The sequence below is a fragment of the Ruegeria sp. AM1 genome (assembly GCF_056540745.1).
This window is the reverse complement of record NZ_JBQFXH010000007.1, coordinates 42,218-66,814: the sequence shown is the minus strand read 5'-3', so window position 1 is coordinate 66,814 and position 24,597 is coordinate 42,218. Positions and strand designations below refer to the sequence as shown.

Annotated in this window: 29 protein-coding genes; 19 read left to right on the top strand and 10 right to left on the bottom strand. The window is 57.3% G+C overall.

Going from position 1 to position 24,597, the window contains the following annotated elements:
• Window positions 1–3: 3 nt before the first annotated feature.
• The 5 genes from sucD to mdh form a co-directional block, all read right to left on the bottom strand.
• On the bottom strand, window positions 4–885 hold the full coding sequence (gene sucD / locus ACR0I7_RS14615; protein ID WP_480512265.1) for a succinate--CoA ligase subunit alpha: 882 nt from the start codon (window positions 883–885) through the stop codon (window positions 4–6).
• Between the two features lie 13 nt (window positions 886–898).
• A complete protein-coding gene (locus ACR0I7_RS14610; RefSeq protein WP_480512263.1) occupies window positions 899–1,726 on the bottom strand; it encodes a glycosyltransferase family 25 protein in 828 nt (275 codons plus the stop codon).
• Between the two features lie 193 nt (window positions 1,727–1,919).
• Window positions 1,920–2,468: a hypothetical protein gene (locus ACR0I7_RS14605; RefSeq protein WP_480512261.1), complete on the bottom strand. Its 549-nt coding sequence runs from the start codon at window positions 2,466–2,468 to the stop codon at window positions 1,920–1,922.
• A gap of 3 nt (window positions 2,469–2,471) precedes the next feature.
• Entirely contained in the window at window positions 2,472–3,665 is a 1,194-nt protein-coding gene (gene sucC, locus ACR0I7_RS14600; protein ID WP_480512259.1) for an ADP-forming succinate--CoA ligase subunit beta, read from the bottom strand.
• 320 nt (window positions 3,666–3,985) lie between these two features.
• Window positions 3,986–4,948 carry a malate dehydrogenase gene (gene mdh / locus ACR0I7_RS14595; RefSeq protein WP_480512257.1) on the bottom strand — a complete coding sequence of 321 codons (963 nt, stop codon included), beginning with the start codon at window positions 4,946–4,948 and terminating at the stop codon, window positions 3,986–3,988.
• Between the two features lie 161 nt (window positions 4,949–5,109).
• On the opposite strand from mdh, the gene ACR0I7_RS14590 reads away from it, so the two are divergent.
• Window positions 5,110–5,865 (top strand): sulfite exporter TauE/SafE family protein, encoded by a 756-nt coding sequence (locus ACR0I7_RS14590; RefSeq protein WP_480512255.1) that lies wholly within the window; start codon window positions 5,110–5,112, stop codon window positions 5,863–5,865.
• Here ACR0I7_RS14590 and ACR0I7_RS14585 read toward each other — a convergent pair.
• Window positions 5,862–6,167, bottom strand: coding sequence for a hypothetical protein (locus tag ACR0I7_RS14585; RefSeq protein ID WP_480512425.1), 306 nt, complete (start codon window positions 6,165–6,167; stop codon window positions 5,862–5,864). The genes ACR0I7_RS14590 and ACR0I7_RS14585 overlap by 4 nt on opposite strands.
• A 179-nt stretch (window positions 6,168–6,346) precedes the next feature.
• On the opposite strand from ACR0I7_RS14585, the gene ACR0I7_RS14580 reads away from it, so the two are divergent.
• The 8 genes from ACR0I7_RS14580 to sdhA all read left to right on the top strand — a co-directional run bounded on the left by ACR0I7_RS14580 (window position 6,347) and on the right by sdhA (window position 12,552).
• A complete protein-coding gene (locus ACR0I7_RS14580) occupies window positions 6,347–7,204 on the top strand; it encodes an HpcH/HpaI aldolase/citrate lyase family protein (RefSeq protein WP_480512253.1) in 858 nt (285 codons plus the stop codon).
• 7 nt (window positions 7,205–7,211) lie between these two features.
• Window positions 7,212–7,766: an NnrU family protein gene (locus tag ACR0I7_RS14575; RefSeq protein ID WP_480512251.1), complete on the top strand. Its 555-nt coding sequence runs from the start codon at window positions 7,212–7,214 to the stop codon at window positions 7,764–7,766.
• Between the two features lie 12 nt (window positions 7,767–7,778).
• Window positions 7,779–7,985, top strand: coding sequence for a DUF1737 domain-containing protein (locus ACR0I7_RS14570; RefSeq protein ID WP_480512249.1), 207 nt, complete (start codon window positions 7,779–7,781; stop codon window positions 7,983–7,985).
• On the top strand, window positions 7,985–9,013 hold the full coding sequence (locus ACR0I7_RS14565; RefSeq protein WP_480512247.1) for a MaoC family dehydratase: 1,029 nt from the start codon (window positions 7,985–7,987) through the stop codon (window positions 9,011–9,013). Before ACR0I7_RS14570 ends, ACR0I7_RS14565 begins: the two co-directional genes overlap by 1 nt.
• A 64-nt stretch (window positions 9,014–9,077) precedes the next feature.
• A complete protein-coding gene (locus ACR0I7_RS14560) occupies window positions 9,078–9,740 on the top strand; it encodes a DUF1194 domain-containing protein (protein ID WP_480512245.1) in 663 nt (220 codons plus the stop codon).
• A gap of 215 nt (window positions 9,741–9,955) precedes the next feature.
• The gene (sdhC, locus tag ACR0I7_RS14555; protein ID WP_480512243.1) at window positions 9,956–10,339 is read left to right on the top strand and encodes a succinate dehydrogenase, cytochrome b556 subunit; all 384 of its coding nucleotides are present in this window, start codon (window positions 9,956–9,958) and stop codon (window positions 10,337–10,339) included.
• Between the two features lie 11 nt (window positions 10,340–10,350).
• Complete coding sequence (gene sdhD / locus ACR0I7_RS14550; RefSeq protein WP_480512242.1) at window positions 10,351–10,722, top strand: succinate dehydrogenase, hydrophobic membrane anchor protein; 372 nt, start codon at window positions 10,351–10,353, stop codon at window positions 10,720–10,722.
• A gap of 24 nt (window positions 10,723–10,746) precedes the next feature.
• Window positions 10,747–12,552, top strand: a complete 1,806-nt coding sequence (gene sdhA, locus ACR0I7_RS14545; protein ID WP_480512240.1) for a succinate dehydrogenase flavoprotein subunit — start codon at window positions 10,747–10,749, stop codon at window positions 12,550–12,552.
• A 68-nt stretch (window positions 12,553–12,620) separates the two neighbouring features.
• On the opposite strand, the gene ACR0I7_RS14540 is transcribed toward sdhA, so the two are convergent.
• Window positions 12,621–13,499 carry a hypothetical protein gene (locus ACR0I7_RS14540; RefSeq protein WP_480512238.1) on the bottom strand — a complete coding sequence of 293 codons (879 nt, stop codon included), beginning with the start codon at window positions 13,497–13,499 and terminating at the stop codon, window positions 12,621–12,623.
• A 98-nt stretch (window positions 13,500–13,597) separates the two neighbouring features.
• On the opposite strand from ACR0I7_RS14540, the gene ACR0I7_RS14535 reads away from it, so the two are divergent.
• The 5 genes from ACR0I7_RS14535 (at window position 13,598) to ACR0I7_RS14515 (ending at window position 16,645) form a co-directional block, all read left to right on the top strand.
• On the top strand, window positions 13,598–14,293 hold the full coding sequence (locus tag ACR0I7_RS14535; protein ID WP_480512236.1) for a class I SAM-dependent methyltransferase: 696 nt from the start codon (window positions 13,598–13,600) through the stop codon (window positions 14,291–14,293).
• Between the two features lie 99 nt (window positions 14,294–14,392).
• Window positions 14,393–15,172: a succinate dehydrogenase iron-sulfur subunit gene (locus tag ACR0I7_RS14530; protein ID WP_480512234.1), complete on the top strand. Its 780-nt coding sequence runs from the start codon at window positions 14,393–14,395 to the stop codon at window positions 15,170–15,172.
• A gap of 128 nt (window positions 15,173–15,300) precedes the next feature.
• The gene (locus ACR0I7_RS14525; protein WP_480512232.1) at window positions 15,301–15,447 is read left to right on the top strand and encodes a hypothetical protein; all 147 of its coding nucleotides are present in this window, start codon (window positions 15,301–15,303) and stop codon (window positions 15,445–15,447) included.
• An 81-nt stretch (window positions 15,448–15,528) separates the two neighbouring features.
• Window positions 15,529–15,723 carry a hypothetical protein gene (locus tag ACR0I7_RS14520; RefSeq protein WP_480512230.1) on the top strand — a complete coding sequence of 65 codons (195 nt, stop codon included), beginning with the start codon at window positions 15,529–15,531 and terminating at the stop codon, window positions 15,721–15,723.
• 76 nt (window positions 15,724–15,799) lie between these two features.
• Window positions 15,800–16,645, top strand: a complete 846-nt coding sequence (locus tag ACR0I7_RS14515; RefSeq protein ID WP_480512228.1) for an urea carboxylase-associated family protein — start codon at window positions 15,800–15,802, stop codon at window positions 16,643–16,645.
• A gap of 46 nt (window positions 16,646–16,691) precedes the next feature.
• Here ACR0I7_RS14515 and deoD read toward each other — a convergent pair whose 3' ends face one another.
• The 3 genes from deoD to ACR0I7_RS14500 all read right to left on the bottom strand — a co-directional run bounded on the left by deoD (window position 16,692) and on the right by ACR0I7_RS14500 (window position 19,834).
• Window positions 16,692–17,405, bottom strand: coding sequence for a purine-nucleoside phosphorylase (gene deoD / locus ACR0I7_RS14510; protein WP_480512226.1), 714 nt, complete (start codon window positions 17,403–17,405; stop codon window positions 16,692–16,694).
• An 18-nt stretch (window positions 17,406–17,423) separates the two neighbouring features.
• Complete coding sequence (locus ACR0I7_RS14505) at window positions 17,424–17,741, bottom strand: H-NS histone family protein (RefSeq protein ID WP_480512224.1); 318 nt, start codon at window positions 17,739–17,741, stop codon at window positions 17,424–17,426.
• A gap of 125 nt (window positions 17,742–17,866) precedes the next feature.
• On the bottom strand, window positions 17,867–19,834 hold the full coding sequence (locus ACR0I7_RS14500) for a methylmalonyl-CoA mutase family protein (protein WP_480512423.1): 1,968 nt from the start codon (window positions 19,832–19,834) through the stop codon (window positions 17,867–17,869).
• A gap of 146 nt (window positions 19,835–19,980) precedes the next feature.
• On the opposite strand from ACR0I7_RS14500, the gene ACR0I7_RS14495 reads away from it, so the two are divergent.
• From ACR0I7_RS14495 to ACR0I7_RS14475, 5 genes are all read left to right on the top strand, one after another.
• Window positions 19,981–21,363, top strand: a complete 1,383-nt coding sequence (locus ACR0I7_RS14495; RefSeq protein ID WP_480512223.1) for a 1-acyl-sn-glycerol-3-phosphate acyltransferase — start codon at window positions 19,981–19,983, stop codon at window positions 21,361–21,363.
• Window positions 21,364–21,473: 110 nt separating this feature from the next.
• A complete protein-coding gene (ccrA, locus tag ACR0I7_RS14490; protein ID WP_480512221.1) occupies window positions 21,474–22,760 on the top strand; it encodes a crotonyl-CoA carboxylase/reductase in 1,287 nt (428 codons plus the stop codon).
• 202 nt (window positions 22,761–22,962) lie between these two features.
• Window positions 22,963–23,181, top strand: coding sequence for a hypothetical protein (locus tag ACR0I7_RS14485; protein ID WP_480512435.1), 219 nt, complete (start codon window positions 22,963–22,965; stop codon window positions 23,179–23,181).
• Window positions 23,120–23,839, top strand: a complete 720-nt coding sequence (locus ACR0I7_RS14480) for a helix-turn-helix transcriptional regulator (RefSeq protein ID WP_480512219.1) — start codon at window positions 23,120–23,122, stop codon at window positions 23,837–23,839. The genes ACR0I7_RS14485 and ACR0I7_RS14480 overlap by 62 nt, the downstream gene beginning before the upstream one ends.
• An 83-nt stretch (window positions 23,840–23,922) precedes the next feature.
• Window positions 23,923–24,561 carry an acyl-homoserine-lactone synthase gene (locus ACR0I7_RS14475; protein WP_480512217.1) on the top strand — a complete coding sequence of 213 codons (639 nt, stop codon included), beginning with the start codon at window positions 23,923–23,925 and terminating at the stop codon, window positions 24,559–24,561.
• Window positions 24,562–24,597: the final 36 nt, after the last annotated feature.

Here is a 24,597-nt window from a genome sequence, read left to right as displayed (position 1 = left end):
CGCTTACCCAATCGCTTCCAGCACGGCCTCACCCAGCTGCGCCGGGCTTTCGGCCACGACGATACCGGCCGAGCGCATGGCTTCGATCTTGTCCTCGGCTCCGCCTTTGCCGCCGGCGACGATCGCGCCCGCGTGGCCCATGCGGCGGCCCGGAGGGGCTGTGCGGCCAGCGATGAACCCAGCGGTCGGCTTTTTGCGGCCCTTCTTGGCCTCATCCGCCAGGAACTGTGCGGCTTCTTCCTCGGCAGAACCGCCGATCTCACCGATCATGATGATCGAGTGGGTTTCGTCATCTGCCAGGAACCATTCCAGCACGTCGATATGTTCGGTGCCTTTGATCGGGTCGCCACCGATGCCGACGCAGGTGGACTGGCCCAGACCCACATCGGTGGTCTGCTTGACCGCCTCGTACGTCAGCGTGCCTGAGCGCGACACAACGCCGACCGAGCCACGCTTGTGGATGTGACCGGGCATGATGCCGATCTTGCAGGCGTCAGGTGTGATGACGCCGGGGCAGTTCGGCCCGATCAGGCGTGATTTGCTGCCTTCCAGCGCGCGCTTCACCTTCATCATGTCCAGAACCGGGATGCCTTCGGTGATGCAGACGATCACTTCCATCTCGGCGTCAATCGCCTCAAGGATCGAATCCGCGGCAAAGGGCGGTGGCACATAGATCACGCTGGCATTGGCCTCGGTCACCGATTTGGCCTCGTGGACCGAGTTGAACACGGGTAGGCCCAGATGCTCCATCCCGCCTTTGCCGGGGGTCACGCCGCCGACCATCTTGGTGCCGTAGGCGATGGCCTGTTCCGAGTGGAATGTGCCCTGCGAGCCGGTAAAGCCCTGACAGATCACTTTGGTATTTTCGTCGATGAGGACTGCCATGATGTCCCTTTCCTTAGGCGATGCTGGTTTGATTGGGGTGCGCGTCCGGCAGAACCTGCGGCGCATATGTGATTTTCTCAAGCGTGGCGCGTCCCAGCGCCACATTGGCGATGGTACGAGCCCCGCCATCGATTTCGGCGATCCCGCGCCGGATTTTTTGTCGGACCAGAGGCCAGCCGGTCGGGCGTCGGCGCGGCGCGCCCATCTGAACCTCTCCTTCGGCTTCGTTGCCCTGTTCCACCATGGCCGGGATGACCTGATAGATATTGACCTGCCGCGCGGCGGCAGAGGCGGACGGATTGAACAACAACCCGTCCAGTGTGATGTCATAGGGTTTCTGCGCCAGAAAATGCTGCGCCGCCTTGCGGGTCATTGCATAGGCCGCCCCGCCGGGATGGCGCGACCGCATCAGGCGCATCTCGCGCCCCAGATGCGACCGCCGCTTGCGCCCCAGCGCGACATAAAGCTTGGTGCTGCGCCAGCGCTCGAACCGGACGATATCGGCATCCGCAGGCCACCAGGACGGATCATTGAGCCAATCGGCCAGTTCCGGAGACAGAAACACATCATCCTCAAGGATCAGCGCCTGTTCCGCGCCCGATGCGACAACGGCCTCCCAAGCCTTGGCGTGGCTGAGCGTGCAGGCCATATCCTTGGTCTGGAAATACCCCCATGGCCCCTCGGACTGGCAGTCGCGCAGAAATTCCTCACGGCTGGCCGCATCGCAGTCAACAGCTTTGACGCGTGTCGCCGACAGGCCTGCCTTTTGCAGCTCCTGCTCCATCAAACGTGCCCGCCCGGTGGCGCGTTCGAGGCCTATGAGGAAGATGGGGATGGTCATGGGGTCAGATGGTTCCAAACAGTTCAAGCAGTGCGCATCATATCAATCTGCCCTGCGAACTAATAAAGTCTGGACAGACCACATTGTTATTTTCTCTATGGGAGCAGCCATTTGGCATTTTCCTTTTGACAACGGCAGCATCTGCTGAAGTTCATTCCATAAAGCAGAGACGGCCCCGCTATTCGCTCTGGCGTCAGTTGTAGATGTAGCTTGCGACTTCCTTTCTAGAGATGGGTTTTGTAACGAAGATAAAATGGCGAACTTGTCCGCGTGGTTTTTTAACTTCGTAAACCAATAAGCTGCCATTTTTGAGTTGATAGGCGTAATTATACCGTCCGCTTGGAAATTGTTTCTGAGGTTTTCCCCCAGTTCGTTTTGAAGCCTCTTGAAGGAACAATTCTCCGATTTCCTTGCTGTTCACACTCCCAAGAAAGGCGACAGCGCATGCCGACATGTCATCTTCTTCAAAGACTGTTGCTGCCAAGAACTTGTCGCCCGGAGCCGTATATGCGTCTTTCCCTCCTATTGGAGTTGAAGGTTTCAGACCCTGTTTCTGAACGGCATTTAAGAACGTATCGAAACTTGGAAGCGTTTTTAAGCAGACGTCAGAAAACAGCTGAACAGGTCTATTCGTTTCTGAGAACGTAAATGACGCCTCAGCAATTTTCTCTGGTGACGGCGCGCTGCAACCTGACAAGGCCGCGGCAAACGCCAAAGCAACAGCTTTAAGTCCAATCTTCACTGACTACCCCTTAACCGCCTTCACGATTTTCTCGGCCCCATCTTTGAGGTTATCCGCCGCGATCACGTCCAGGCCTGAGGTGTTGATGATCTCTTTGCCTTTCTCGACATTGGTGCCTTCAAGACGCACGACCAGCGGCACTTTCAGACCAACCTCTTTCACCGCGGCGACAACGCCCTCGGCAATGACGTCACAGCGCATGATGCCGCCGAAGATGTTGACCAGAATGCCTTTGACCTGCGGGTCTGAGGTGATGATCTTGAACGCCTCAGTGACTTTCTCTTTGGTCGCGCCACCACCCACGTCGAGGAAGTTGGCAGGCTCGGCCCCATAGAGCTTGATGATGTCCATCGTCGCCATAGCCAGACCGGCACCGTTGACCATGCACCCGATCTCACCGTCCAGCGCGATGTAGTTCAGGTCGTATTTGCTGGCTTCCAGTTCCTTGGGGTCTTCCTCAGTCGTGTCGCGCAGCTCGGCAATATCGGGGTGGCGGTAAACCGCGTTGCCGTCAAAGCCAACTTTGGCGTCCAGCACCTTCAGGTCGCCGCTGTCGGATACGATCAGCGGGTTGATCTCCAGCATCTCCATGTCCTTCTCGACGAAGGCGGCATAAAGCTGGCTCATCAGTTTGACGCATTGCTTGACCTGCGGGCCTTGCAAGCCCAGCGAGAACGCGATGCGGCGACCGTGATAGGGCTGATACCCCGTCGCAGGGTCCACTGAGAAGGACAGGATTTTCTCGGGCGTGGCCGCGGCCACCTCTTCGATGTCCATGCCGCCTTCGGTCGAGCAGACGAAAGAAATCCGGCTGGTCTGGCGGTCCACCAGCAGGGCCAGATACAATTCACGCTCGATGCCCGAACCGGCTTCGATATAGATGCGGTTGACCTGCTTGCCTGCCGGGCCGGTCTGATGGGTGACCAGCGTGCGGCCCAGCATCTTCTTGGCTTCTTCTGCGGCTTCCTCAACCGACTTGGTCAGGCGCACGCCGCCTTTTTCCCCGGCATCAGCTTCTTTGAACGAACCCTTGCCGCGCCCGCCCGCATGGATCTGCGCCTTAACGACCCAAAGAGGGCCATCCAGCTCACCGGCTGCGGTTTTGGCTTCTTCGGCGCGCAATACTGCGCGGCCATCGGATACTGGCGCGCCATAGCTGCGAAGAAGGGCTTTGGCCTGATATTCGTGAATGTTCATCGAAACTGTCCCGTCTGACTGCAATTTAACCGTTATAGGGGTGTCTACCCTGTAAGTTTAAAGGGTTTTTTGACGGGAAAGAGGATTTTCACGAAGATTTTCAGTATTTGTGATCACAGGTTTTTGGGGTGTGATCACAAAACTTGGAGCGACCTGATTTTGATTCGAGCGGTTCTCTGTGGAAACGGGAAAACAGCGTCGGAAAAGGGTTTTGCACCGTTTGCGCTAAACGTATCAGCGCCTGAGAAGCGCTAGGACGTTCTGAAATAAATTGAGCCGGCCCCCAAGGGGACCGGCCCGGTATTGCAATCAGCGTTGGCTTAAGCCAGCGAGCTGTCGATGCCCTTGCAGGCCTCGATCAGACCTTTGACGGCGTTGACCGAATTGTCGAACCCGGCCTGCTCGTCTTCGTTCAGTTTGATGTCGACGATCCGCTCGACGCCGCCGGCACCGATCACGGTGGGCACGCCAACATAGAGGCCATCGACCCCCAACTCGCCGCTGCAATAGGCGGCGCAGGGCAGCACGCGTTTCTGGTCTTTCAGATAGGCCTCGGCCATTTCGATCGCCGAAGTGGCCGGCGCGTAATAGGCCGAGCCGGTTTTCAGCAGGCCAACGATTTCGGCGCCGCCATCACGGGTACGCTGTACGATGGCGTCCAGCTTGTCCTGTGTGGTCCAGCCCATTTCGACCAGATCGGGCAGCGGGATACCGGCTACGGTCGAATAGCGCACCGAAGGCACCATCGTGTCGCCATGGCCGCCCAGAACAAACGCAGTCACATCGCGCATCGATACGTTAAACTCTTCCGACAGGAAATGCGCAAAACGGGCCGAGTCCAGAACGCCTGCCATGCCGCAGACCTTGTTATGCGGCAGGCCCGAGAATTCACGCAGCGCCCAGACCATCGCGTCCAGCGGGTTGGTGATGCAGATCACGAACGCATCAGGCGCGTGAGCCGCGATGCCTTCGCCAACCGACTTCATGACCTTCAGGTTGATGCCCAGCAGGTCGTCGCGGCTCATGCCCGGTTTGCGGGCCACGCCTGCGGTCACGATGCACACATCCGCGCCGGCGATGTCGGCATAATCGCTCGAGCCTTTCATCGAGGCGTCAAAGCCTTCGGACGGGCCGGACTCGGCGATGTCGAGCGCCTTGCCCTGCGGCAGCCCGTCAGCGATGTCGAACAGGACGACGTCGCCCAGTTCCTTGACAGCTGCAAGATGAGCGAGCGTGCCGCCGATGTTCCCCGCGCCGATCAGCGCAATCTTGGGTCTGGCCATTTGGAATTTCTCCGGTCGGTTTTGAAATCGCGGTTTTGCTAGTCGCTAAAACGACATCGCGCAAGGGCCGTGCCGCGCGGCATGCGACCGCATACCGTTTGCAACTGGTCGTCTGGTTGCGCTAAAGGGCTTGCGAAATAAGCCGTTTCCGGGACCGTTTCATGTTCGAACCCAACCTGATGTTTTTTGTTGTGGCAATCCCGGCGGTGATCTTTGCGGGCATTTCCAAGGGCGGGTTCGGCTCGGGCGTTGCCTTTGCATCCTCGTCGATTCTGGCCTTGATTTTAGAGCCGGGACAGGCGCTTGCCTTGATGTTGCCGATCCTGATGCTGATCGACGTAAGCACCCTGCGCCCCTATTGGAGGCGCTGGAGCTGGTCGGATTCCTGCCTCCTGATGCTGGGCGCAGTGCCGGGCGTGGCGCTGGGTGCTTGGCTCTATCGCGCCACCGATGCTGACCTGCTGCGGCTGCTGATCGGAGGAATCTCTGTCGGGTTTGTGATCTGGCATCTTTCGCAATCGCGCGGTTGGGTGCGCGGGTTTGCCAAACGCCTGCCACCGCCCGCCGGTCTGTTTGCCGGACTTGTCGCGGGCTTCACCAGCTTTGTCAGTCACGCGGGCGGCCCCCCGGCCGCCGTCTATCTGCTGTCGCAACGTCTGTCCAAGACCGAGTTTCAGGCCAGTACGGTTCTGGTCTTCTGGGTCATCAACGTCGCAAAGTTCGTGCCCTATGCTTATCTCGGTATGTTCACCTGGCAGGTCGCCTGGATCGACCTTGTGCTGGCGCCCTTTGCTGTCCTGGGTGCCTGGCTTGGCGTGCGCGCCCATTGGATGATGTCTGAACGCCTGTTCTTTGGCATCGCTTATGTCCTACTGACCATCACCGGTAGCAAACTGATCTGGGACGCGTTGACCTAGACATTGGGGGGCAGGGCACCCGCCACCGCCTCATAGGCCTGACCCGAGGCCAGTAGACAGGTCATACCATCCGGCAAAGTCACGGTAATGGTCCAGCTTCCAGTATCGTCCGAGGCGAACAGCTCAACCACAGTCCCCTGCCGGGCCAGCCCAACCCCTTTGCGTTTTTCACCATGGGTCTCTGCCAATTGCCGCAGCACATCCGCGCGCGGCGCGCAGTTGCCTTGCTGCGCCTGCAACTGCTGCGCCGCCAGCACTATGATCCCCAGACCCATCGTCATTTTCAGAAAGAATTTCATCATCTCGGCCCCCTCTTGTGATCTGTCCTCAAAGGGTGTCTCAGCCACGCAGATATTCGGTTAAAGCAACGCGCGTTGCCCCGTCCGCAACGTCAATGCTGCGCTGCGGCAAATTTATGCTTGAACTTTCCGACAAAAAATGCCCCATTCTACGCAACAATATTTCAACAAGGGGGTCGCTTATGGATCCGCGCCAGCGCCCATATCGCTCTGTTCTATATATTCCGGGCTCCCGAGCACGGGCGCTGGAAAAGGCGCGTAACCTTCCTGTGGATGCGATAATCTTCGATCTCGAGGATGCAGTTGCAGCGGACGAAAAGGACCGTGCGCGCGAAACGCTCAAGGCGGCTCTGGCCGAAGGCGGATACGGCGCGCGGGTCAAGATCGTGCGAATCAACGGGCTGGATACCGAGTGGGGTCAGGTCGACGCAAAGGCCGTACGCGAGATGGATGCAGACGCCGTCCTGCTGCCCAAGGTTGGCAGCGCCACGGATGTGGATGCGCTGGCCGCGATCACTGGCGACCTGCCGATCTGGGCGATGATGGAAACACCCCGCGGGATGCTTAATGCGGCCCAGATTGCAGCCCACCCGCTGATGGCGGGCTTTGTCATGGGTACCAATGATCTGGCCAAGGAACTGCAATCCCGGTTCCGCCCGGATCGCCTGCCGATGATGACCTCGCTGGGCCTGTGCCTGTTGGCCGCAAAGGCCGAAGGGCTGATCATCGTCGATGGCGTCTATAATGCCTTTAAGGATCAGGAGGGGTTGGCCGCTGAATGCGAACAGGGCCGTGATATGGGCTTTGACGGCAAAACCCTGATCCACCCCGCGCAAATAGATGTGACTAACGCGGCCTTTGCGCCGTCAGAGGTCGAGATTGATCTGGCACGCCGTCAGATAGCCGCCTTTGAAGAGGTCGAAGAACAAGGGCAGGGCGTCGCTGTAGTGGACGGAAAGATTGTTGAAAACCTTCACGTTGTAACTGCCCGCGAAATTCTGGCAAAAGCAGAGGCAATATCAGCTTTGCAAGCGGGGTAAGCCAGCAATGGGATTTGTGCTTCTGATTTTGGGGGTGGCGCTTTGGTGGGCCGCTCATCTGTTCAAACGCGTGATGCCGCAGCAGCGTGCGGCGATGGGAAATGCTGGCAAGGGTGCGATTGCTTTGGCCTTGGTCGCAGCGATCCTGCTGATGATCTTCGGCTATCGTATGACCGATTTCATCTATGTCTGGGCGCCGCCAACCTTCATGGTGCATCTCAACAACCTTTTGGTGCTGATTGCGTTCTTTTTCATGAGCCCAGCAGGCCAGAAAGGCCGGCTGTTGAACAAGGTGCGCCATCCGATGCTGGCTGGGTTCAAGCTCTGGGCCTTTGCGCATTTGCTGGTCAATGGCGATTTGGCCTCGATCGTCTTGTTCGGTGGATTGCTGGCTTGGGCAGTTGTCGAGGTCATCGTGATCAACCGGTCCGAGCCTGACTGGACGCCTGCAGAGCCCGGCACCTACGGCAAAGACGCGATGTTCTTTGTCGCCTCAATCGTCTTGCTCGGCATTGTCGGCTATATCCACGGGCTGGTTGGCCCGTCGCCTTTTGGCTCATAAGGGTTTGATAAAATGGCACAACTCTATCGGCTGTTGACCGAAGAAGACACATCTGCCTTCTGCCACAAGGTCTCGGACGCGCTGGCCAAGGGCTGGGTTTTGCATGGCTCACCCTCTTACGCTTTTGATGCGGCCAATAACGTCATGCGCTGTGCGCAGGCGGTGACCAAAGAGGTCGAGGCAGACTATTCACCTGATATGAAACTGGGACAGCAATAATGGCAAAGACAAATCCGGGCTTCTACTTCGAGGACTATTCGGTCGGGCAGGTTCTGCACCATGCGGTGCCCCGTACCGTCACCGAAGGCGAACGCGCGCTCTATCATGCGCTCTACCCTGCGCGGCATGCGCTCTATTCCTCGGACGAGTTCGCCCGGAATTGTGGCCTGCCACAAAGTCCGATTGACGATCTGGCTGCCTTCCATGTTGTCTTTGGAAAAACCGTCCCTGACATCTCGCTGAACGCGGTCGCCAATCTGGGCTATGCCGAAGGCCGCTGGCTGAAACCGGTCTATCCCGGCGATACGCTTCGGTCAGAATCCGAGGTCATCGGTCTCAAGCAGAACTCCAACGGCAAGACCGGCGTGGTCTGGGTGCGGACGCGCGGGATGAACCAGCGCGACGAGGTGGTCATCGAATATGTGCGTTGGGTCATGGTGCGCAAATCCAACCTGGATGCACCCGCGCCAGAAACCGTGATCCCGGATCTTAAGAAAGTGTTAGACCCGCAGGATCTGGTGGTGCCTGAGGGCCTCGATTTCTCGAATTACAGTTTTGTACAATCCGGAGAATCTCATCGCTGGGATGATTACAAAACGGAAGAAACGATTGATCACGTCGATGGAGTGACGATTGAAGAGGCCGAGCACATGCTGGCCACCCGCCTCTGGCAAAACACCGCCAAGGTGCATTTCGACCTCACCGTCCGCCCCGAAGGTCGCCTGATATATGGGGGCCACGTCATCTCGATGGCGCGTGCTTTGTCGTTCAATGGTTTGGCCAACGCGCAGATGATTGTCGGTCTGAATGGCGGTGCCCATGCCAATCCGTGCTTGGCTGGCGACACGATCAAGGCTTGGTCTCAGGTGCTGAACAAAGCGGATACAGGCACCCCGGGCGTTGGTGCGCTGCGCCTGCGGCTGGTCGCGACCAAAGGTGGTCAACCGTTTGAACTGAAAAACGAAAACGGAAAGTACCTGCCTGATGTCCTGCTGGACCTCGACGTCTGGGCGCTAGTTCCGAAATAGGGTGCTGCGGGTCCCCTGATGAGAATTTGAAGTGACTTTCCCGCAGCTATGCTAGGGTTGCTGCATGCAAATCCTGCGTGCCGCCACAGTCGCATCTTTCCTGGCAATGCCAGCTGTCGCCTGCGACCTCGCCTTGGCATTGGCGGTTGATGTATCCGGGTCTGTCGATACGGATGAGTATAGAATTCAGATGGATGGCCTCGCCGCAGGCCTGCGCGATCCCATCGTTTCCGAGGCTCTGGTGCGATCTCAGGCGCGCCTGATGCTGGTGCAATGGACCGGCTCATCCCGCCAGCGCACCACGATTCCGTGGACCCATATCGACAGTTTCGAGGCGCTGGAAAACTTTGCGCAAGGCGTGGCCGACGACCCCCGCGTCTGGCGCAACTTCTCGACGGCGATTGGAGAGGCGCTGGAGACCACCATGGCCAGCTTTGATGCCGTCTCAGACTGCAAGCGGCACCTGATCGATATCTCAGGAGACGGTATCTCGAACGAAGGGATCGAACCCTCGGAGCTGCACAGCCGGTTGCGCAACCGGCGTGTCACCGTCAATGCTATTGCCATCGAAGAAAGCGAACCTGACCTGACCGCCTATTTCTTCGAGAATGTCATAGTGGGCGAGGGCGCTTTTGTTGTCTCAGCCGCCGGGTTCGAGGACTATCCCGAACGCATTCGAAAAAAACTGCTGCGCGAAGTGACGCAGCAAACCGCGCATTTAAAATAAGCCAGTCGAAGATTCGTGATCACATCGCTTTGATACTGAAAACGCTAACATTGATGGGGAATGACCGGATTTGTGATCACGAGATTATTTTGTGTGATCACGTTCGGCTATAATCGGTGTTTTCGCCCGCAAATCGCGATTTTTTGCACCCGCAGCGCGTGACAGGCTTGCAAAAAACTTTAAAAGGATCGGTAGCCAACCGAAGAGGAGCCAACATGGCCGATGTAAATCGAGGCAACCGCCCGCTCTCACCACATCTGACGATCTATCGTCCGCAGATGACCTCGGTGTCGTCCATCATGGTGCGCATCACCGGCATTGCGGCGCTTGTCTTGTCTGTCCTCGTGGTCTGGTGGTTGCTTGCAGCGGCAACATCGCAAAGCGCGTTCGATTTCATCGACGGGTTGATGCGCAGCTTTCTTGGTGACGCCGTCATGTTCGCAGGCACCTGGGCGATTTTCTATCACATGCTGGGGCGTCTTCGTCACCTGATCTGGGATCTGGGATACTGCCTGAACGTGCAGGTTTCAGAAAAGCTAGGTATCGGCATGTTCGCGCTTGCGACGATTTTGGCGCTGATCACAGCGGTTGCGGTCTAAGGAGTTTGGCAATGCAATATCTCACTGAACGCAAGCGCGCGCAGGGCATGGGGGCTGGCCGCGAGGGGACCCATCACCACTGGCAGATGATGGTCAGTTCGGCGGCGCTGGTCATTCTTGTACCGCTCTTTGTTTTCACATTTGCCAACGGGTTGGGCGGCACCTACGAAGAGGTGCTGCACTATTACAGCCGCCCGTTCCCGGCGATCATAACCGGCCTGACTCTAGTGGTCGTCATTCTGCACCTGATGCGCGAAGCACAGGCCGCGATTGAAGACTATGTTCACGGGGTCGCCGAGAAGCTGGCGCTGATGGCGGTCACAGCAATTTCCTACACTTTGATCGCTGCAGGGCTGTTCGCCCTGATAAAGCTCGCTCTGTAATTCGCGCGTTGAGGATCAGCTAAGATGACAGCATATGAATACGAAACCCACGAATATGACGTGGTTGTTGTGGGCGCTGGCGGCGCCGGTCTGCGCGCAACGCTGGGGATGGCGGAACAAGGCCTGCGTACGGCCTGTGTCACCAAGGTTTTCCCAACCCGCTCGCACACCGTAGCGGCGCAAGGGGGGATCGCGGCCTCCTTGTCTAATATGGGGCCGGACAACTGGCAATGGCACATGTATGACACCGTCAAAGGGTCAGACTGGCTGGGTGATACCGACGCGATGGAATACCTCGCCCGCCACGCACCCAAGGCCGTGTACGAGCTGGAGCACTACGGTGTGCCGTTTTCGCGCACCGAAGAGGGAAAAATTTATCAGCGCCCGTTTGGTGGCCACACGACCGAGTTTGGTGAAGGTCCCGCTGTGCAACGTACCTGTGCTGCAGCAGACCGGACCGGCCATGCAATCCTGCACACGCTGTATGGTCAGTCGCTGAAGAACAACGCCGAGTTCTATATCGAATATTTCGCCATCGACCTGATCATGTCCGATGATGGTCAGTGCCAGGGTGTCGTCTGCTGGAAGCTCGACGACGGCACGATGCACGTGTTCAACGCCAAGATGGTGGTTCTGGCCACGGGTGGCTATGGCCGTGCCTATTTCTCTGCCACGTCTGCGCATACTTGTACCGGCGACGGCAGCGGCATGGTTGCCCGTGCCGGGCTGGCGCTGCAGGACATGGAGTTTGTTCAGTTCCATCCAACCGGCATCTATGGATCAGGCTGCCTGATTACCGAAGGGGCACGGGGCGAAGGGGGATACCTCACCAACTCTGAAGGCGAGCGGTTCATGGAACGCTATGCACCGCAGTACAAAGACCTTGCGCCGCGTGACTATGTCTCGCGTTCGATGACCATGGAAATCCGCGAGGGCCGCGGTGTCGGCAAGGATGGGGATCACATTCACCTGAACCTGAGCCACCTGCCTGCCGAAGCCTTGCATGAACGTCTGCCGGGCATCTCGGAATCGGCCAAGATTTTCGCAGGCGTGGATGTCACGAAAGAGCCGATCCCGGTTCTGCCGACCGTGCACTACAACATGGGCGGTATCCCCACGAACTATTGGGGTGAGGTTCTGAACCCGGTCGCCGATGATCCAAACGCGGTTGTGCCGGGCCTGATGGCTGTCGGTGAGGCCGGGTGTGCCTCGGTGCACGGGGCAAACCGGTTGGGCTCGAACTCGCTGATTGACCTTGTGGTGTTTGGGCGGGCGGCGGCGATCCGCGCGGGCAAGGTTGTGGATGCCGAGGCGCCGAACCCGACATTGAATCAGGCCTCGGTGGATCAGGCGTTTGATCGTTTTGACGCGGTGCGCAACGCAAGCGGCGCGATCCCGACAGCGGATCTGCGGCTTGAGATGCAGAAAACCATGCAGGCGGACGCGGCGGTATTCCGCACGGCCAAAACCATGGCGGATGGCGTTGAAAAGATGACTGCAATTGCGGCCAAGATGGATGATCTGCAAGTGTCTGATCGCAGCCTTGTCTGGAACAGCGACCTGATGGAAACGCTTGAACTGACCAACCTTATGCCCAACGCATTGGCCACCATCGTTGGTGCCGAGGCACGCAAAGAGTCCCGCGGCGCGCATGCGCACGAAGATTTCACTGAGCGCGACGATGAGAACTGGCGCGTCCATACCATCAGCCGGGTTGATGGCAACAAGGTCGAGCTGAGCTATCGACCGGTGGTTGTCGATCCTCTGACGGGCGAAGATGAAGGTGGGATTAGCCTCAAGAAAATCGCGCCCAAGGCACGAACGTTCTAAGCGGCCTTTAGCGGTCTGAATCCAAAACCCACGGGGTCAGTCAGGCTGCGTGGGTTTTTTATGCGTATTCAGAACAAGCCTGAAAACCGTTCCGGCAGCTTATACAACTCCTCCGATCCCGGCAGGTTATGTTTGATAAAGCTGCGGTCCCCTTCAATGATCGTCTTCTTGCTGCGCTCGATTTCCGAGACATAGCCGGACCGATCCTCGGGCAGAGTGTCCGCAAGAGGCATGTCGTGAAGCGTTTTGACCATGTCCTCGATCCCGGTGTCCGAGGCGCGCCAGGCCCTCGCTGGGGTTGCGTTCTTCCCGATCGGCGCCTTGGTGGTCTTGCGTCGCCTGACAGCCCGGTCGCGAAACAGGGGCATGTCAAAAAACCGCAGGTGAAAGGCGGTCAGATTTGGGTCGACCTGAAAACCGTCACAATAGGCAAAGTGCCCGCCGCGCCGCCAGCCGATGGGCTCTTTGACGATGCTGGGTTTACCGAAGCTGGCATTCACACGCACCAGATTGCGTTGTTCCAACACCCCTTTATCTGGGTCGAAAGCGTCCGGGTTAACGTCTTCGCGGTGGATGATCTCAAGCCCCATGGGGGCGGTGACCGCTGCGTCGCAGTCCAGCATATACTCGGCCAGATTTGTGCCAACCGCTGGGTCCAGCGTTACGATCTCATCCACATCCGTGTACATAACCGCGTCATACATGCTGGTCAGCGCGCTGACATAGTGGCTCAGCATCTGCCAGCGCACGGTTTCCATTTGTCGATGGGGTGCCGGTCTGCGCATCTCGACCACATTGCAGCCGCGCGCCATGCGGCGCAGCCTGCGATTCTGCCCATGGATGATCACGTACATTGATTTTTTGTCCAGATGGCGCGACCAGTACTCAACCCAGATTGGCAAGAACTCGTAGTCGTCGTAAACCATTGTTACGACTGCTAGTGACATCGAAATTGCTCCGGTTGGGATGGTTTCAGGTTGCCGATCAGGCGGTTAACGATACGATACAAACTTGTCACGAGCGATACAATCAGGAGCCGGCAAAATTGGATACCGCAAAACTGTATAAGGGGCTTCATAAGGGGCACATCCGTCAGAACGCCGGGCGGGAACATTCGGCCCAACGGATTTGCGCCCTGTGCGAAGAGTATCTGGCCCCGGCTTCGGTTGTGGATGTCGGTTGCGGGGTCGGGCATCTGCTGGCCGAATTCCACGACCTGGATCGCGAGATTTGTGGTGTCGAGGGCGATTGGCTTGAGGTGTCCAATCTCAAGTTTCCCGAGGCCCATCTGGTCCGCGCAGATCTGGAGCAAACGCTGGCCCTGGGCCGCAAGTTCGACCTGTGTGTCAGCACCGAGGTGGCAGAGCATCTGGAACCTGAGCGTGCCGAAGGGTTTGTGGCTGATCTGACCAGTCTATCTGATGCGGTTGTGTTTTCGGCTGCCATTGATGGTCAGGGCGGGACCGGTCACAAGAACGAGCAGTGGCAGGATTACTGGGTCCGCCTTTTTGAGGCGCAGGGGTATGAGTTCTATGATGCGCTACGCCCCAGATTGTGGGCCGACCCGCAGATCATGGATTGGTTCAAGCAGAATCTGATGCTGTTCATCAAACCCGGAACCCCCGTGAAGGCGGATCTTTCAGGCTATGCCAGCACTGCCGACGGTGCCCGGATGATCGTTCCGAAATATCACGACAAGATTGTCCGGCGTCTGAGGCGGGAAATACGCAGACAACGTTAAATTTCTAGTGAATACCGTCGTATACGAACGATTGTCGCATTGTATGTCGTTTGGTTTTGGGGCACATTGCCGCGAAAGAAGCCAAGGAAAATCTGTGATATGGTTCAGCTCACGCTTCCCAAGAATTCTCGCATAACGACCGGTAAAACCTGGCCGAAACCCGAAGGTGCGGGTAACGTCCGAAAGTTCCAGATTTATCGCTGGAATCCGGATGACGGACAAAACCCGCGCGTGGACACGTATTTCGTCGATATGGACGATTGCGGCCCGATGGTTCTGGATGCGCTTATCTATATCAAGAACAAGATCGACCCAACGCTGACTTTCCGCCGGTCGTGCCGCGAGGGTATTTGCGGATCCTGCGCGATGAATATCGACGGTATAAACACGCTGGCCTGTATCTACGGGATGGACGAGATCAAGGGGGATGTAAAAATCTACCCACTGCCGCATATGCCGGTGGTCAAGGATTTGATCCCGGACCTGAATCATTTCTACGCGCAGCATGCCTCGATCATGCCCTGGCTGGAAACCAAGACCAATCGTCCGGCCAAGGAATGGAAGCAGTCGATCGAAGATCGCAAAAAGCTGGATGGTCTGTATGAATGCGTGATGTGCGCCAGCTGCTCGACCTCTTGCCCGAGCTATTGGTGGAACGGTGACCGCTATCTTGGGCCTGCTGCACTGTTGCATGCCTATCGCTGGATCATCGACTCGCGGGATGAGGCGACGGGTGAGCGTCTGGACGAATTGGAAGATCCGTTCAAACTTTATCGCTGTCATACCATCATGAACTGCGCCAAGACCTGCCCCAAGGGCCTAAACCCGGCCAAGGCAATTGCAGAGATCAAGAAAATGATGGTCGAACGCACGGTCTAAAACCCGTCTTGGATCAGGCACTTGCGGCAAGTGCAACGCGACATTGCATATTTGTAAGATGCAACCACCCCTGACGCAGCATATGATCGCGTCAGGGAGGAGTGAAAGACCGATACAGGATCACTCCGATGAGCAAAGAAAACACCGATCAAAACAGTAAAGCAGCCCAAGCCTTGGCAGCGTTGGAGCAGGCGTGGGCCTATTACACGCCCGAACCTCTGATCCCGGTAGAAGAGCGTGAGCCCGAGCTTTTTGAATATGCCAGCGCGGCCTGACGAATAAGTATCTGGCTGATCTCAGGGTCTGCGGGCTGCTGTTCGTCTTGAAATCCGGTTTGTGATGCGCGAGACAGAGGAATGCCAATCCTTCTTCTGTTGCTGGCCGCTGGTGTTTTTGCCTATTTTTTCTGGCGCGCGCGGACCTCGTCTTTTACGCGCGATTGCCGGTGGCGTCAGCATAAGAAAGAGCACAAATGGACCTGCGTCTATTGCGGGGCAGTGTCGCGCTCGGATATCGCGCCGACGCAGTGCCTGAAAGGCAATAACGAATAAATCCGGACCGAGGGGATCAGAGGGGTTTTTCGTCGCAGCAATCTGAGACAAGTTGGGGAAAATCAGGAGCCCCGCCATGACCCTCCCTCCCTCAGATGCCTCTGCCCGCCGCGCTGTTGCGCCTGTGATCTGCTACCCGACTGCGGATCTGCCCAAACCCGATCTCACGGTCTACCGAAAGGCTCGCCAGGGGGCCGCGAAGACAGGTGAAGTTCCGATCCCGCCGCGCGAGGCGCGATGCTTTGAGGTGCCCGCGGGGCATTTCTTTCGGATCACGTCGTTCGAAGGTCCGCAGGTGGGCGATCTCAATCTCTGGAACAGTCAGGACTTGTCCGAAAGGTTCTACTCCGGCAAAACACGCGCCTTGCATGGCACCCACCTGACGACCGGTGAACAGATGTGGTCGAGCTTTCCCTATCTGCGTCCTATGGCGACCATCGTCGAGGATACGCTGGATTGGTATGGCATCGACGCATATGGCGGGGCGGTGCATGATGTGATCGGGACCCGCTGCGATCCTTACACAGGCAATTTGCTGTCCGGGTCGCAGTATCACCATTGCTGTCATTCGAACCTGACCCGGGCGCTGGCCGATCATCTGAGTATCCCTCTGACCGAGGCCGAGCCCGCGATTCACGACGTTCTGAACGTGTTCATGTGTACCGGTTTCACCCGCGACACTGGCCAGTACTTCATGAAAGCATCGCCGGTGCGTCCTGGCGACTACCTTGAATTCTTTGCGGAAATTGACCTGCTGGGCAATCTCAGCGCCTGTCCGGGCGGGGATTGTTCGGCTGAGCATTCATCGGATGCCGCGCCCTGTTTCCCGTTGCTGGTCGAGGTTTTTGCGCCAGCCAAAGGGCTGCCCAAGGGCTGGGAGAGCCCAAAGGTCAACGGCTATGACCGCAGCCATGGCGGCTGACCAGAAAAAGGCACGAGGATTCCCCTCATGCCTTCTGCTATGTCAGTTAGGCCGCGTTGGGAAAGGCGGCGGTCAGGGCGATTTCCACCATATCGCCAAAGCTGCGCTCGCGCTCGGACGAGGGCAGGGCGTCCCCGGTCAGCAAGTGATCCGACACTGTCAGAACGGCCAGCGCACGGCATTTATGGCGCGCGGCGAGGATATAAAGCTCCGCCGCTTCCATCTCGACGCCCAGAATGCCATGGCGGACCATTTGTTCGTTCAGATCAGGGCGTTCGTCATAGAACACATCTGATGAGTAGATGCCGCCGACATGGGTGGGCGTTCCTTTGGCTCTGGCGGCCTCGGCCGCCGCCTGCAAAAGACCCCAATCCGCGCATGGGGCAAAATTCAGCTCTTTCATGATGCCGCTGGAGGGTGTGTTCAGCGTTGTCGAGGTCATCGCCAAAATGACATCGCGGACCTGAACACTGTCCTGCATCCCGCCGCATGATCCAATTCGGATCAGCGTCTTGGCGCCATAGTCGCGAATAAGTTCATTCACATAAATGGACAGCGACGGCATTCCCATTCCGCTGCCCTGAATGGTGACGGGATTGCCGTTCCATGTTCCGGTAAAGCCCAGCATTCCGCGCACGTCATTTATTTGCCGAACGTCGCTCAGAAATGTTTCCGCAGCCCATTTCGCGCGATATGGATCACCCGGCAACAGGACGGTTTCAGCAATATCGCCCTTTTCAGCGCCAATATGAATTGTCATTTTGAGATGTCGCCCTGTTTAGATTTCCAGTTCGGAAATATCGGCACCCGCTTTCAGCGCATCATGAACCCATTGCGGTTTGCGTCCGCGGCCTGTCCAGGTCTGCGAGGTATCGGACGGGTTGCGGTATTTTGCCTTTGCTTTAAGCCCTTTACCGGATTTCGGTGCATCCGAAGAAAGATCGGACAGCGAAAATCCAAATTCCGCGGCGGCTTTTTCGGCGGCTTGCAAGGCCTGCTTACGTTCCCGAACCTCAGCACCTTTCAGCGCTTTTTCGACCTGACCGCGCAATTCCAGCAATTCCTTGCGCGTCATTTTTTCTAGATTGATCCCCATTGCTTTTCTCCGTCCTGGCAATGTTACACGTAGACACAGTCGCCCACGCTAGTTCCAATGATTGCCAATATCCATCCCCCTTTTGAAAGGGAATAGATACGGGGAAATTGGCGGCAATAAGACGCTTATTCAGCGGCTAGAGTCTGAGGGTCCACTAGGGTCACAATATCACCCATGATCGCGTTCAATTCAAAGTTTTTGGGCGTATAGATTTTGGCGACACCCATCGATCTCAGTTTTTCGGCATCCTCGTCAGGAATAATGCCGCCGACAATAACGGGCGTATTGCTCAGCCCCGCCTTGCGCAGTCGGTCCATGACGTCCTGCACCAAGGGCAAATGGCTACCCGACAGGATGGATAGGCCGATTACATGCGCGTCGTCTTCCATCGCGGCCTTCACGATTTCCTCCGGTGTCAGCCGGATACCCTCATAGCTGATATCCATACCGCAATCGCGGGCGCGGAAGGCGATTTGTTCGGCACCATTCGAATGGCCATCCAGCCCGGGTTTTCCGACCAGGAATTTCAACCTGCGGCCCAGCTTGTCGCTGACTGCATCCACTGCGGCGCGCAAATCTTCCAGCCCTTCGGTTTTGTTGGAAACCGACCCGGAAACACCTGTCGGGCCGCGATATGTGCCAAAGGCTTTGCGCATTTCCTCGGCCCATTCGCCGGTGGTGACGCCGGCCTTGGCCGCAGCAATCGAAGGTTCCATCACATTTGCACCCGATTGCGCCGCTTCGCGCAACGCAGTCAGGGCTGCGGCAACGGTTGCGTCGTCACGTGCGCTGCGCCAATCGTTCAGCCGCGCAATCTGTTCCTGCTCTACTGCCGGATCGACGACCATAATGCCGCCGTCTTCGGTTTGCAGCGGCGAGGGCTCACCTTCAGTCCATTTGTTGACGCCAACTACTACGGTTTCGTTGCGTTCGATGCGGTTCAGGCGTTCAGCGTTGGAATCCACAAGGCGTGACTTCATGTATTCGATCGAGGCGACGGCACCGCCCATCGAGTCCAGATTGGCCAGTTCGGCCCGCGCGCCCTTTTTCAATTCTTCAACCTTGGCGTCCACCGCTGGGTTGCCGTCAAACAGATCGCCATATTCCAGCAGGTCGGTTTCATAGGCCAGAATCTGCTGCATCCGCATCGACCATTGCTGATCCCACGGGCGCGGCAGACCAAGAGCTTCGTTCCAGGCTGGAAGCTGTACGGCACGCGCGCGCGCGCGCTTGGACAAAGTCACGGCAAGCATCTCAATCAGGATGCGGTATACATTGTTTTCGGGCTGTTGTTCGGTCAGGCCCAGCGAGTTCACCTGAACGCCGTAACGGAATCGGCGGAATTTTGGATTTTCAACTCCATAGCGCTCTTGCAGAATTTCATCCCACAGATCCACAAAGGCGCGCATCTTGCACATTTCGGTTACGAAACGGATGCCCGCGTTCACAAAGAATGAAATACGGCCACACAGCGCTGGGAAGTCTTCGGCCGGAACGCGCGGGCGCAACTCATCAAGAACGGCGATGGCCGTGGCTAGGGCATATGCCAACTCCTGCTCGGGCGTCGCTCCCGCCTCTTGCAGGTGATAGGAACACACGTTCATCGGGTTCCATTTAGGCACGTTGGTGTAGCAATACTCGGCTACATCTGCGATCATTTTTAGGGACGGTTTCGGTGGGCACACATATGTGCCCCGGCTCAGATATTCCTTGATCAGGTCATTCTGCACGGTGCCTTGCAGCGTCGATACGTCCGCGCCCTGTTCTTCGGCCACGGCGATATACAGCGCCAGCAACCAGGGCGCGGTGGCGTTGATCGTCATTGAGGTGTTCATCTGCTCAAGCGGGATTTGGTCAAACAGAACCCGCATGTCGCCCAGATGGCAGACCGGCACGCCCACTTTGCCCACCTCGCCACGTGCCAGCGTGTGATCGCTGTCATAGCCGGTCTGTGTCGGCAGGTCGAACGCGACGGACAGACCGGTCTGACCCTTGGCAAGGTTTGCCCGATAAAGCGCGTTTGAGGCTTTAGCCGTCGAGTGGCCTGCATAGGTACGGATGAGCCAGGGGCGATCTTTCTGCATCTGAGTCATGGTCTGAGCCTCGCGCATGGGTAAGCAACAAAATTACGTCCAAAGGTTCTAAATCGTAATTTTCGGGATATGTCAATTCGCTGCATCGCGGCATGTGCCGGTTTCTTGCGATTGTGAGCGGTCGCATTTGGTGGCACTGTGCGCTCATGACGCAAACCGTGGAACTTCCGCTTTGGCTGTTTGTGCTGATCGTGGTGTTTGCTGCGGTCACCTTTGCCTCGCATTTTCTGTTTCCATCTGTGCGCTGGTTTTTTCGTCGCCGGCTTGAGAAGGCGGTGTCGCGTCTGAACCAGCGCCTGCAGCGCCCTATTCAGCCGTTCAAGCTGGCGCGGCGGCATGACATGATTCAGCGCCTGATCTATGACCCGCAGGTTGCCAAAGCGGCGCAGCAGCATGCCCATGACAATGATATTCCCGAAGGTGTCGCTTATGAGAAGGCGCGCCGCTATGCGCGCGAGATTGTTCCGTCCTTTTCCGCTTTCACCTATTTTAGCTTCGCGATCCGGGTGGCACGGCTGCTGAGCAACGCGTTTTACAACGTCAGGCTCAGTTATGAGGATGAAGAGGCCTATAAGGGGATCGACCCGGACGCCACGGTTGTCTTTGTAATGAATCATCGCAGCAATATGGACTATGTGCTGGTGACCTATCTGGCGGCCCAGCAATCGGCCTTGTCGTATGCTGTAGGCGAATGGGCACGCGTCTGGCCGCTTAGCAGGCTGATCCGCGCGATGGGGGCTTATTTCATTCGCCGCAAGTCGGGCAATGAACTGTATCGCCAGGTGCTTGCCAGCTATGTGCGGCTGGCGACTGAGGCTGGGGTCACGCAGGCGATGTTCCCCGAAGGTGGTCTGAGCCTAACGGGGGCGTTGGGCCGACCGAAACTGGGGCTGCTTAAATACATCATCGACGCGACTTCACCTGGGGGGCGGGACGTGGTGTTTGTTCCCGTGGCGCTTAACTATGACAGGGTGCTGGAAGACACCATTCTGACAACGGCAGCGTTGGGTGCGGAAAGACGGTTTCATGCCAGAATCGGTGTGATCACCCGGTGGACCCTGAAACAGATCTGGCGTCGTGTGCTGGGGCGGTACAAACGATTCGGGATTGCCTCTGTCCGCTACGGCTCACCCATATCGCTGCGCGAGTTTCGCGGCGATCCAGACAAGGATGTGATGACTGATCTGGCGCGAGAGCTTATGCGGCGCATCGGTCGGACGATCCCTGTTGTGCCCGCATCCGCAGCCTGTTGGATCATACGCGAATATGGCCCATTGCCAGAGGCCCAGGTCAAAGCAAGCATTGGACAACTTATGTTAGCAGAGGCGGGTGCGGCGGATACGACAGCCATATCTGAAGCGGTCGATCAGTTGGTCGAGCGGCGCATCCTTTGTCGGCAGAATGATGATCTCCTGCCTTCGGAGAAGCGTATCGCGTTGATGAACTACTACGCGGCCTCGATAACGTTAGATAAGAATGGTGCGATTTCTGCGGTTGCGAAACAGCTTTCTGCACCTGCTGGGTCATAAAGTTACAAAATAAACTCAAAAACTATTGCATTATTACCTTGCGATCAATATTTCATCCTGTGAGGCCGCGATTCTGCGGCGCGGCAAGAATGTGATCAGAGGAGGCCAAAATGGCTTTGGACACCGACAGCGGTATCGCATCGTACGAGGCACCTGAGAAAGACCTCTATGAGATGGGTGAAATCCCCCCGATGGGATATGTGCCCAAACAAATGTACGCTTGGGCCATCCGCAAAGAGCGGCATGGCGAGCCGGACACAGCGATGCAGCTTGAAGTCGTTGATGTTCCGAAACTGGACAGCCACGAGGTACTGGTACTCGTAATGGCCGCAGGCGTGAACTATAATGGTGTCTGGGCCTCGCTCGGCAAACCGATCAGCCCGTTTGACGGCCACGGTCAGCCTTTCCACATTGCCGGCTCGGATGCGTCGGGCATTGTTTGGGCCGTAGGGGACAAGGTCAAGCGCTGGAAAGTCGGCGATGAGGTTGTCATTCACTGCAACCAGGATGATGGCGATGACGAGCACTGCAACGGTGGTGATCCGATGTATTCGCCCAGCCAGCGTATCTGGGGTTACGAGACGCCGGACGGGTCGTTTGCGCAGTTCACCAACGTGCAGGCGCAGCAGCTTATGCCGCGTCCCAAGCACCTGACCTGGGAAGAAAGCGCCTGCTACACGCTGACGCTGGCCACCGCCTATCGGATGTTGTTCGGGCACGAGCCGCATGATCTGAAACCGGGTCAGAACGTACTGGTTTGGGGTGCATCGGGTGGGCTGGGCTCTTACGCCATCCAGCTGATCAACACCGCCGGGGCCAATGCGATCGGCGTGATCTCGGACGAAAGCAAGCGTGACTTTGTTATGGGTCTGGGCGCCAAAGGTGTTCTGAACCGCAAAGACTTCAACTGCTGGGGCCAGTTACCCACGGTGAACACGCCGGAATATGCCGAGTGGTTCAAAGAGGCCCGCAAGTTCGGCAAGGCGATCTGGGACATCACCGGCAAGGGTGTGAATGTCGACATGGTGTTTGAACACCCCGGTGAAAGCACATTCCCGGTCTCGACCTTTGTGGTCAAAAAGGGCGGTATGGTTGTGATCTGCGCAGGGACAACCGGTTATAACCTGACCTTCGATGTGCGCTATATGTGGATGCACCAGAAGCGGCTGCAGGGCTCGCACTTTGCCCATCTGAAACAGGCCGCATCGGCCAACCAGCTGATGGTCGAGCGTCGTCTGGACCCTTGCATGTCAGAGGTGTTCACCTGGGCTGACCTGCCCGAGGCGCATATGAAAATGATGCGCAATGAGCACAAGCCGGGCAACATGTCGGTTCTGGTTCAGGCGCCGCGCACCGGTATGCGCACGCTGGAAGAGGTTTTGGACGCCCGCAGTTAACAATTATTGACCTAACGTTAACGCCTGCGAATCGTGAAAGCGGTTCGCAGGCGTTAACTTTTGTATTGTCTGTATTGTTTCCAATAGGTTGCAAATTCCCCTCTCGCTATTTTTGGGGAGTAGAAACCAGCGAATAGGCAAAAAAAACCTGCACATGCTATGGTTGTGTTAACCCTTCGTTAACTGTTTCGGGGAGACCCTGATGGCGCAAAATGAGTGGATACTGGACGTTCTGTCGGACCTGAACGCCTTCGCCGTTGCCAACGGGTTGAGCGCACTTGCAGAGCAGCTTGATGATACCAGGCTGATCGCAGCGGCCGAGATCGCGTCCCTTAACGATGAGGCAAAAGCGCCCACGAATGGGAACAAAATTCGATTTGAGCCAGATCCCCCGCGATTTGGAAAACACCAGCACGCTTGATGAAATCAGCGAGGTTGCCATCCGGCTCAGGGATGGGCTTGAGATCGAGCATATCGTTTACCACTGGGTAGATGGCGCCGGTGAGCAATACGGATGCACAACATATCCGGATGACTGGGCGGCGCTGTATCAGGAAAAGAACTACCATCGAATAGACCCGGTTATTCTGGGATGTTTCCAACGCTTTCATCCCGTGAACTGGAAAACACTGGATTGGTCCGGCAAGGCCACCAAGGCGTTCCTGCAGGATGCACTGGCGCATGGTGTTGGCAATCAGGGCTATTCGATCCCGTTGCGCGGACCAAATGGTCAGTTCGCGCTGTTTACCGTCAATCACCGCTGCGATGATGCCCAGTGGGAGGCGTTTATCGACAACTATGGGCACGAGCTGATTCTGGTTGCGCATTACTTCAATCGCAAAGCGCTTGAATTTGAACGTGACCGAAAGCCCGAGCCCGGCCGCGGCCTGTCGCCGCGTGAGGTCGATGCCATGACCTTGTTGGCGGTTGGTTATAGCCGCGCTCAGGTGGCGCATGCGCTGTCGATTTCCGAGCATACCCTGCGTGTTTATATCGAAAGTGCCCGATCAAAGCTGGGCGCCTTGAATACGACCCATGCGATTGCGACTGCGCTGAGCAGAGGATTAATAGTCGTTTAAGCAACGCACGGCCTTAAAACAGTAAATTAACCACGTGTTTGTACCCCCTTCGTTCCAGCAATGGACAACGAGGGGAACAAGTCATGCTGCGTTACGTAAATGCCGATGAGCTTCATAAATTTCCAAAACTGGCCGAGGGGATGTTTCAGGATCGTGCAGATCAGTTCAAAACCCGGCTGGGTTGGGACGTTAACGTTAATGAAAAAGGGGAGGAGCGGGATCAATATGACGATCAGAACCCGCTCTATGTGATCTGGGAAGAAGAGGATGGCTCGCATGGCGGGTCAATGCGCGTTCTGCCGACGACCGGGCCTGTGATGGTGAATGATGTCTTCGGGCATCTGACCGGCGGCAGCCCGATCCGCAGCCCGCTGATCTGGGAGGTGACGCGGTTTTGCCTGTCCCGCACCGCCAGCCCGCATACCGCGGGGGCCATCATGCTGAGCGGCGGTGAGATCATGGAGGGCTTTGGCCTGACCCATATCGCAGGTGTTTTCGATGCGCGCATGATCCGAATCTATCGCCTGATCGGGTCATCGCCGATTGTGCTGGGGTCCGAAGGGCGCGGCCGGGATCAGATCTCGGTTGGTCTGTGGCCTTACTCCGCAGAGGATTGCAACCGCGTGGCTGAACGCGCGGGTATCTCGCGCGACTTGTCCCGCCTGTGGTTCAGGACGGCCTTTGGCAACGTCGCGCAGCATCGTTTTGCGCTTTCGGCCTGAGCGGACAGAAAACCAAAATCCATATCTGGTGGAGGC

Excerpts from the sequence above, each read along its gene's own strand:
- sucD (WP_480512265.1), bottom strand. The coding sequence starts at position 885 with ATGGCAGTCCTCATCGACGAAAATACCAAAGTGATCTGTCAGGGCTTT.
- ACR0I7_RS14610 (WP_480512263.1), bottom strand. The coding sequence starts at position 1,726 with ATGACCATCCCCATCTTCCTCATAGGCCTCGAACGCGCCACCGGGCGG.
- sucC (WP_480512259.1), bottom strand. The coding sequence starts at position 3,665 with ATGAACATTCACGAATATCAGGCCAAAGCCCTTCTTCGCAGCTATGGC.
- mdh (WP_480512257.1), bottom strand. The coding sequence starts at position 4,948 with ATGGCCAGACCCAAGATTGCGCTGATCGGCGCGGGGAACATCGGCGGC.
- ACR0I7_RS14590 (WP_480512255.1), top strand. The coding sequence starts at position 5,110 with ATGTTCGAACCCAACCTGATGTTTTTTGTTGTGGCAATCCCGGCGGTG.
- ACR0I7_RS14585 (WP_480512425.1), bottom strand. The coding sequence starts at position 6,167 with ATGATGAAATTCTTTCTGAAAATGACGATGGGTCTGGGGATCATAGTG.
- ACR0I7_RS14580 (WP_480512253.1), top strand. The coding sequence starts at position 6,347 with ATGGATCCGCGCCAGCGCCCATATCGCTCTGTTCTATATATTCCGGGC.
- ACR0I7_RS14575 (WP_480512251.1), top strand. The coding sequence starts at position 7,212 with ATGGGATTTGTGCTTCTGATTTTGGGGGTGGCGCTTTGGTGGGCCGCT.
- ACR0I7_RS14570 (WP_480512249.1), top strand. The coding sequence starts at position 7,779 with ATGGCACAACTCTATCGGCTGTTGACCGAAGAAGACACATCTGCCTTC.
- ACR0I7_RS14565 (WP_480512247.1), top strand. The coding sequence starts at position 7,985 with ATGGCAAAGACAAATCCGGGCTTCTACTTCGAGGACTATTCGGTCGGG.
- ACR0I7_RS14560 (WP_480512245.1), top strand. The coding sequence starts at position 9,078 with ATGCAAATCCTGCGTGCCGCCACAGTCGCATCTTTCCTGGCAATGCCA.
- sdhC (WP_480512243.1), top strand. The coding sequence starts at position 9,956 with ATGGCCGATGTAAATCGAGGCAACCGCCCGCTCTCACCACATCTGACG.
- sdhD (WP_480512242.1), top strand. The coding sequence starts at position 10,351 with ATGCAATATCTCACTGAACGCAAGCGCGCGCAGGGCATGGGGGCTGGC.
- sdhA (WP_480512240.1), top strand. The coding sequence starts at position 10,747 with ATGACAGCATATGAATACGAAACCCACGAATATGACGTGGTTGTTGTG.
- ACR0I7_RS14540 (WP_480512238.1), bottom strand. The coding sequence starts at position 13,499 with ATGTCACTAGCAGTCGTAACAATGGTTTACGACGACTACGAGTTCTTG.
- ACR0I7_RS14530 (WP_480512234.1), top strand. The coding sequence starts at position 14,393 with ATGGTTCAGCTCACGCTTCCCAAGAATTCTCGCATAACGACCGGTAAA.
- ACR0I7_RS14525 (WP_480512232.1), top strand. The coding sequence starts at position 15,301 with ATGAGCAAAGAAAACACCGATCAAAACAGTAAAGCAGCCCAAGCCTTG.
- ACR0I7_RS14520 (WP_480512230.1), top strand. The coding sequence starts at position 15,529 with ATGCCAATCCTTCTTCTGTTGCTGGCCGCTGGTGTTTTTGCCTATTTT.
- ACR0I7_RS14515 (WP_480512228.1), top strand. The coding sequence starts at position 15,800 with ATGACCCTCCCTCCCTCAGATGCCTCTGCCCGCCGCGCTGTTGCGCCT.
- deoD (WP_480512226.1), bottom strand. The coding sequence starts at position 17,405 with ATGACAATTCATATTGGCGCTGAAAAGGGCGATATTGCTGAAACCGTC.
- ACR0I7_RS14505 (WP_480512224.1), bottom strand. The coding sequence starts at position 17,741 with ATGGGGATCAATCTAGAAAAAATGACGCGCAAGGAATTGCTGGAATTG.
- ACR0I7_RS14500 (WP_480512423.1), bottom strand. The coding sequence starts at position 19,834 with ATGACTCAGATGCAGAAAGATCGCCCCTGGCTCATCCGTACCTATGCA.
- ACR0I7_RS14495 (WP_480512223.1), top strand. The coding sequence starts at position 19,981 with ATGACGCAAACCGTGGAACTTCCGCTTTGGCTGTTTGTGCTGATCGTG.
- ccrA (WP_480512221.1), top strand. The coding sequence starts at position 21,474 with ATGGCTTTGGACACCGACAGCGGTATCGCATCGTACGAGGCACCTGAG.
- ACR0I7_RS14485 (WP_480512435.1), top strand. The coding sequence starts at position 22,963 with ATGGCGCAAAATGAGTGGATACTGGACGTTCTGTCGGACCTGAACGCC.
- ACR0I7_RS14480 (WP_480512219.1), top strand. The coding sequence starts at position 23,120 with ATGGGAACAAAATTCGATTTGAGCCAGATCCCCCGCGATTTGGAAAAC.
- ACR0I7_RS14475 (WP_480512217.1), top strand. The coding sequence starts at position 23,923 with ATGCTGCGTTACGTAAATGCCGATGAGCTTCATAAATTTCCAAAACTG.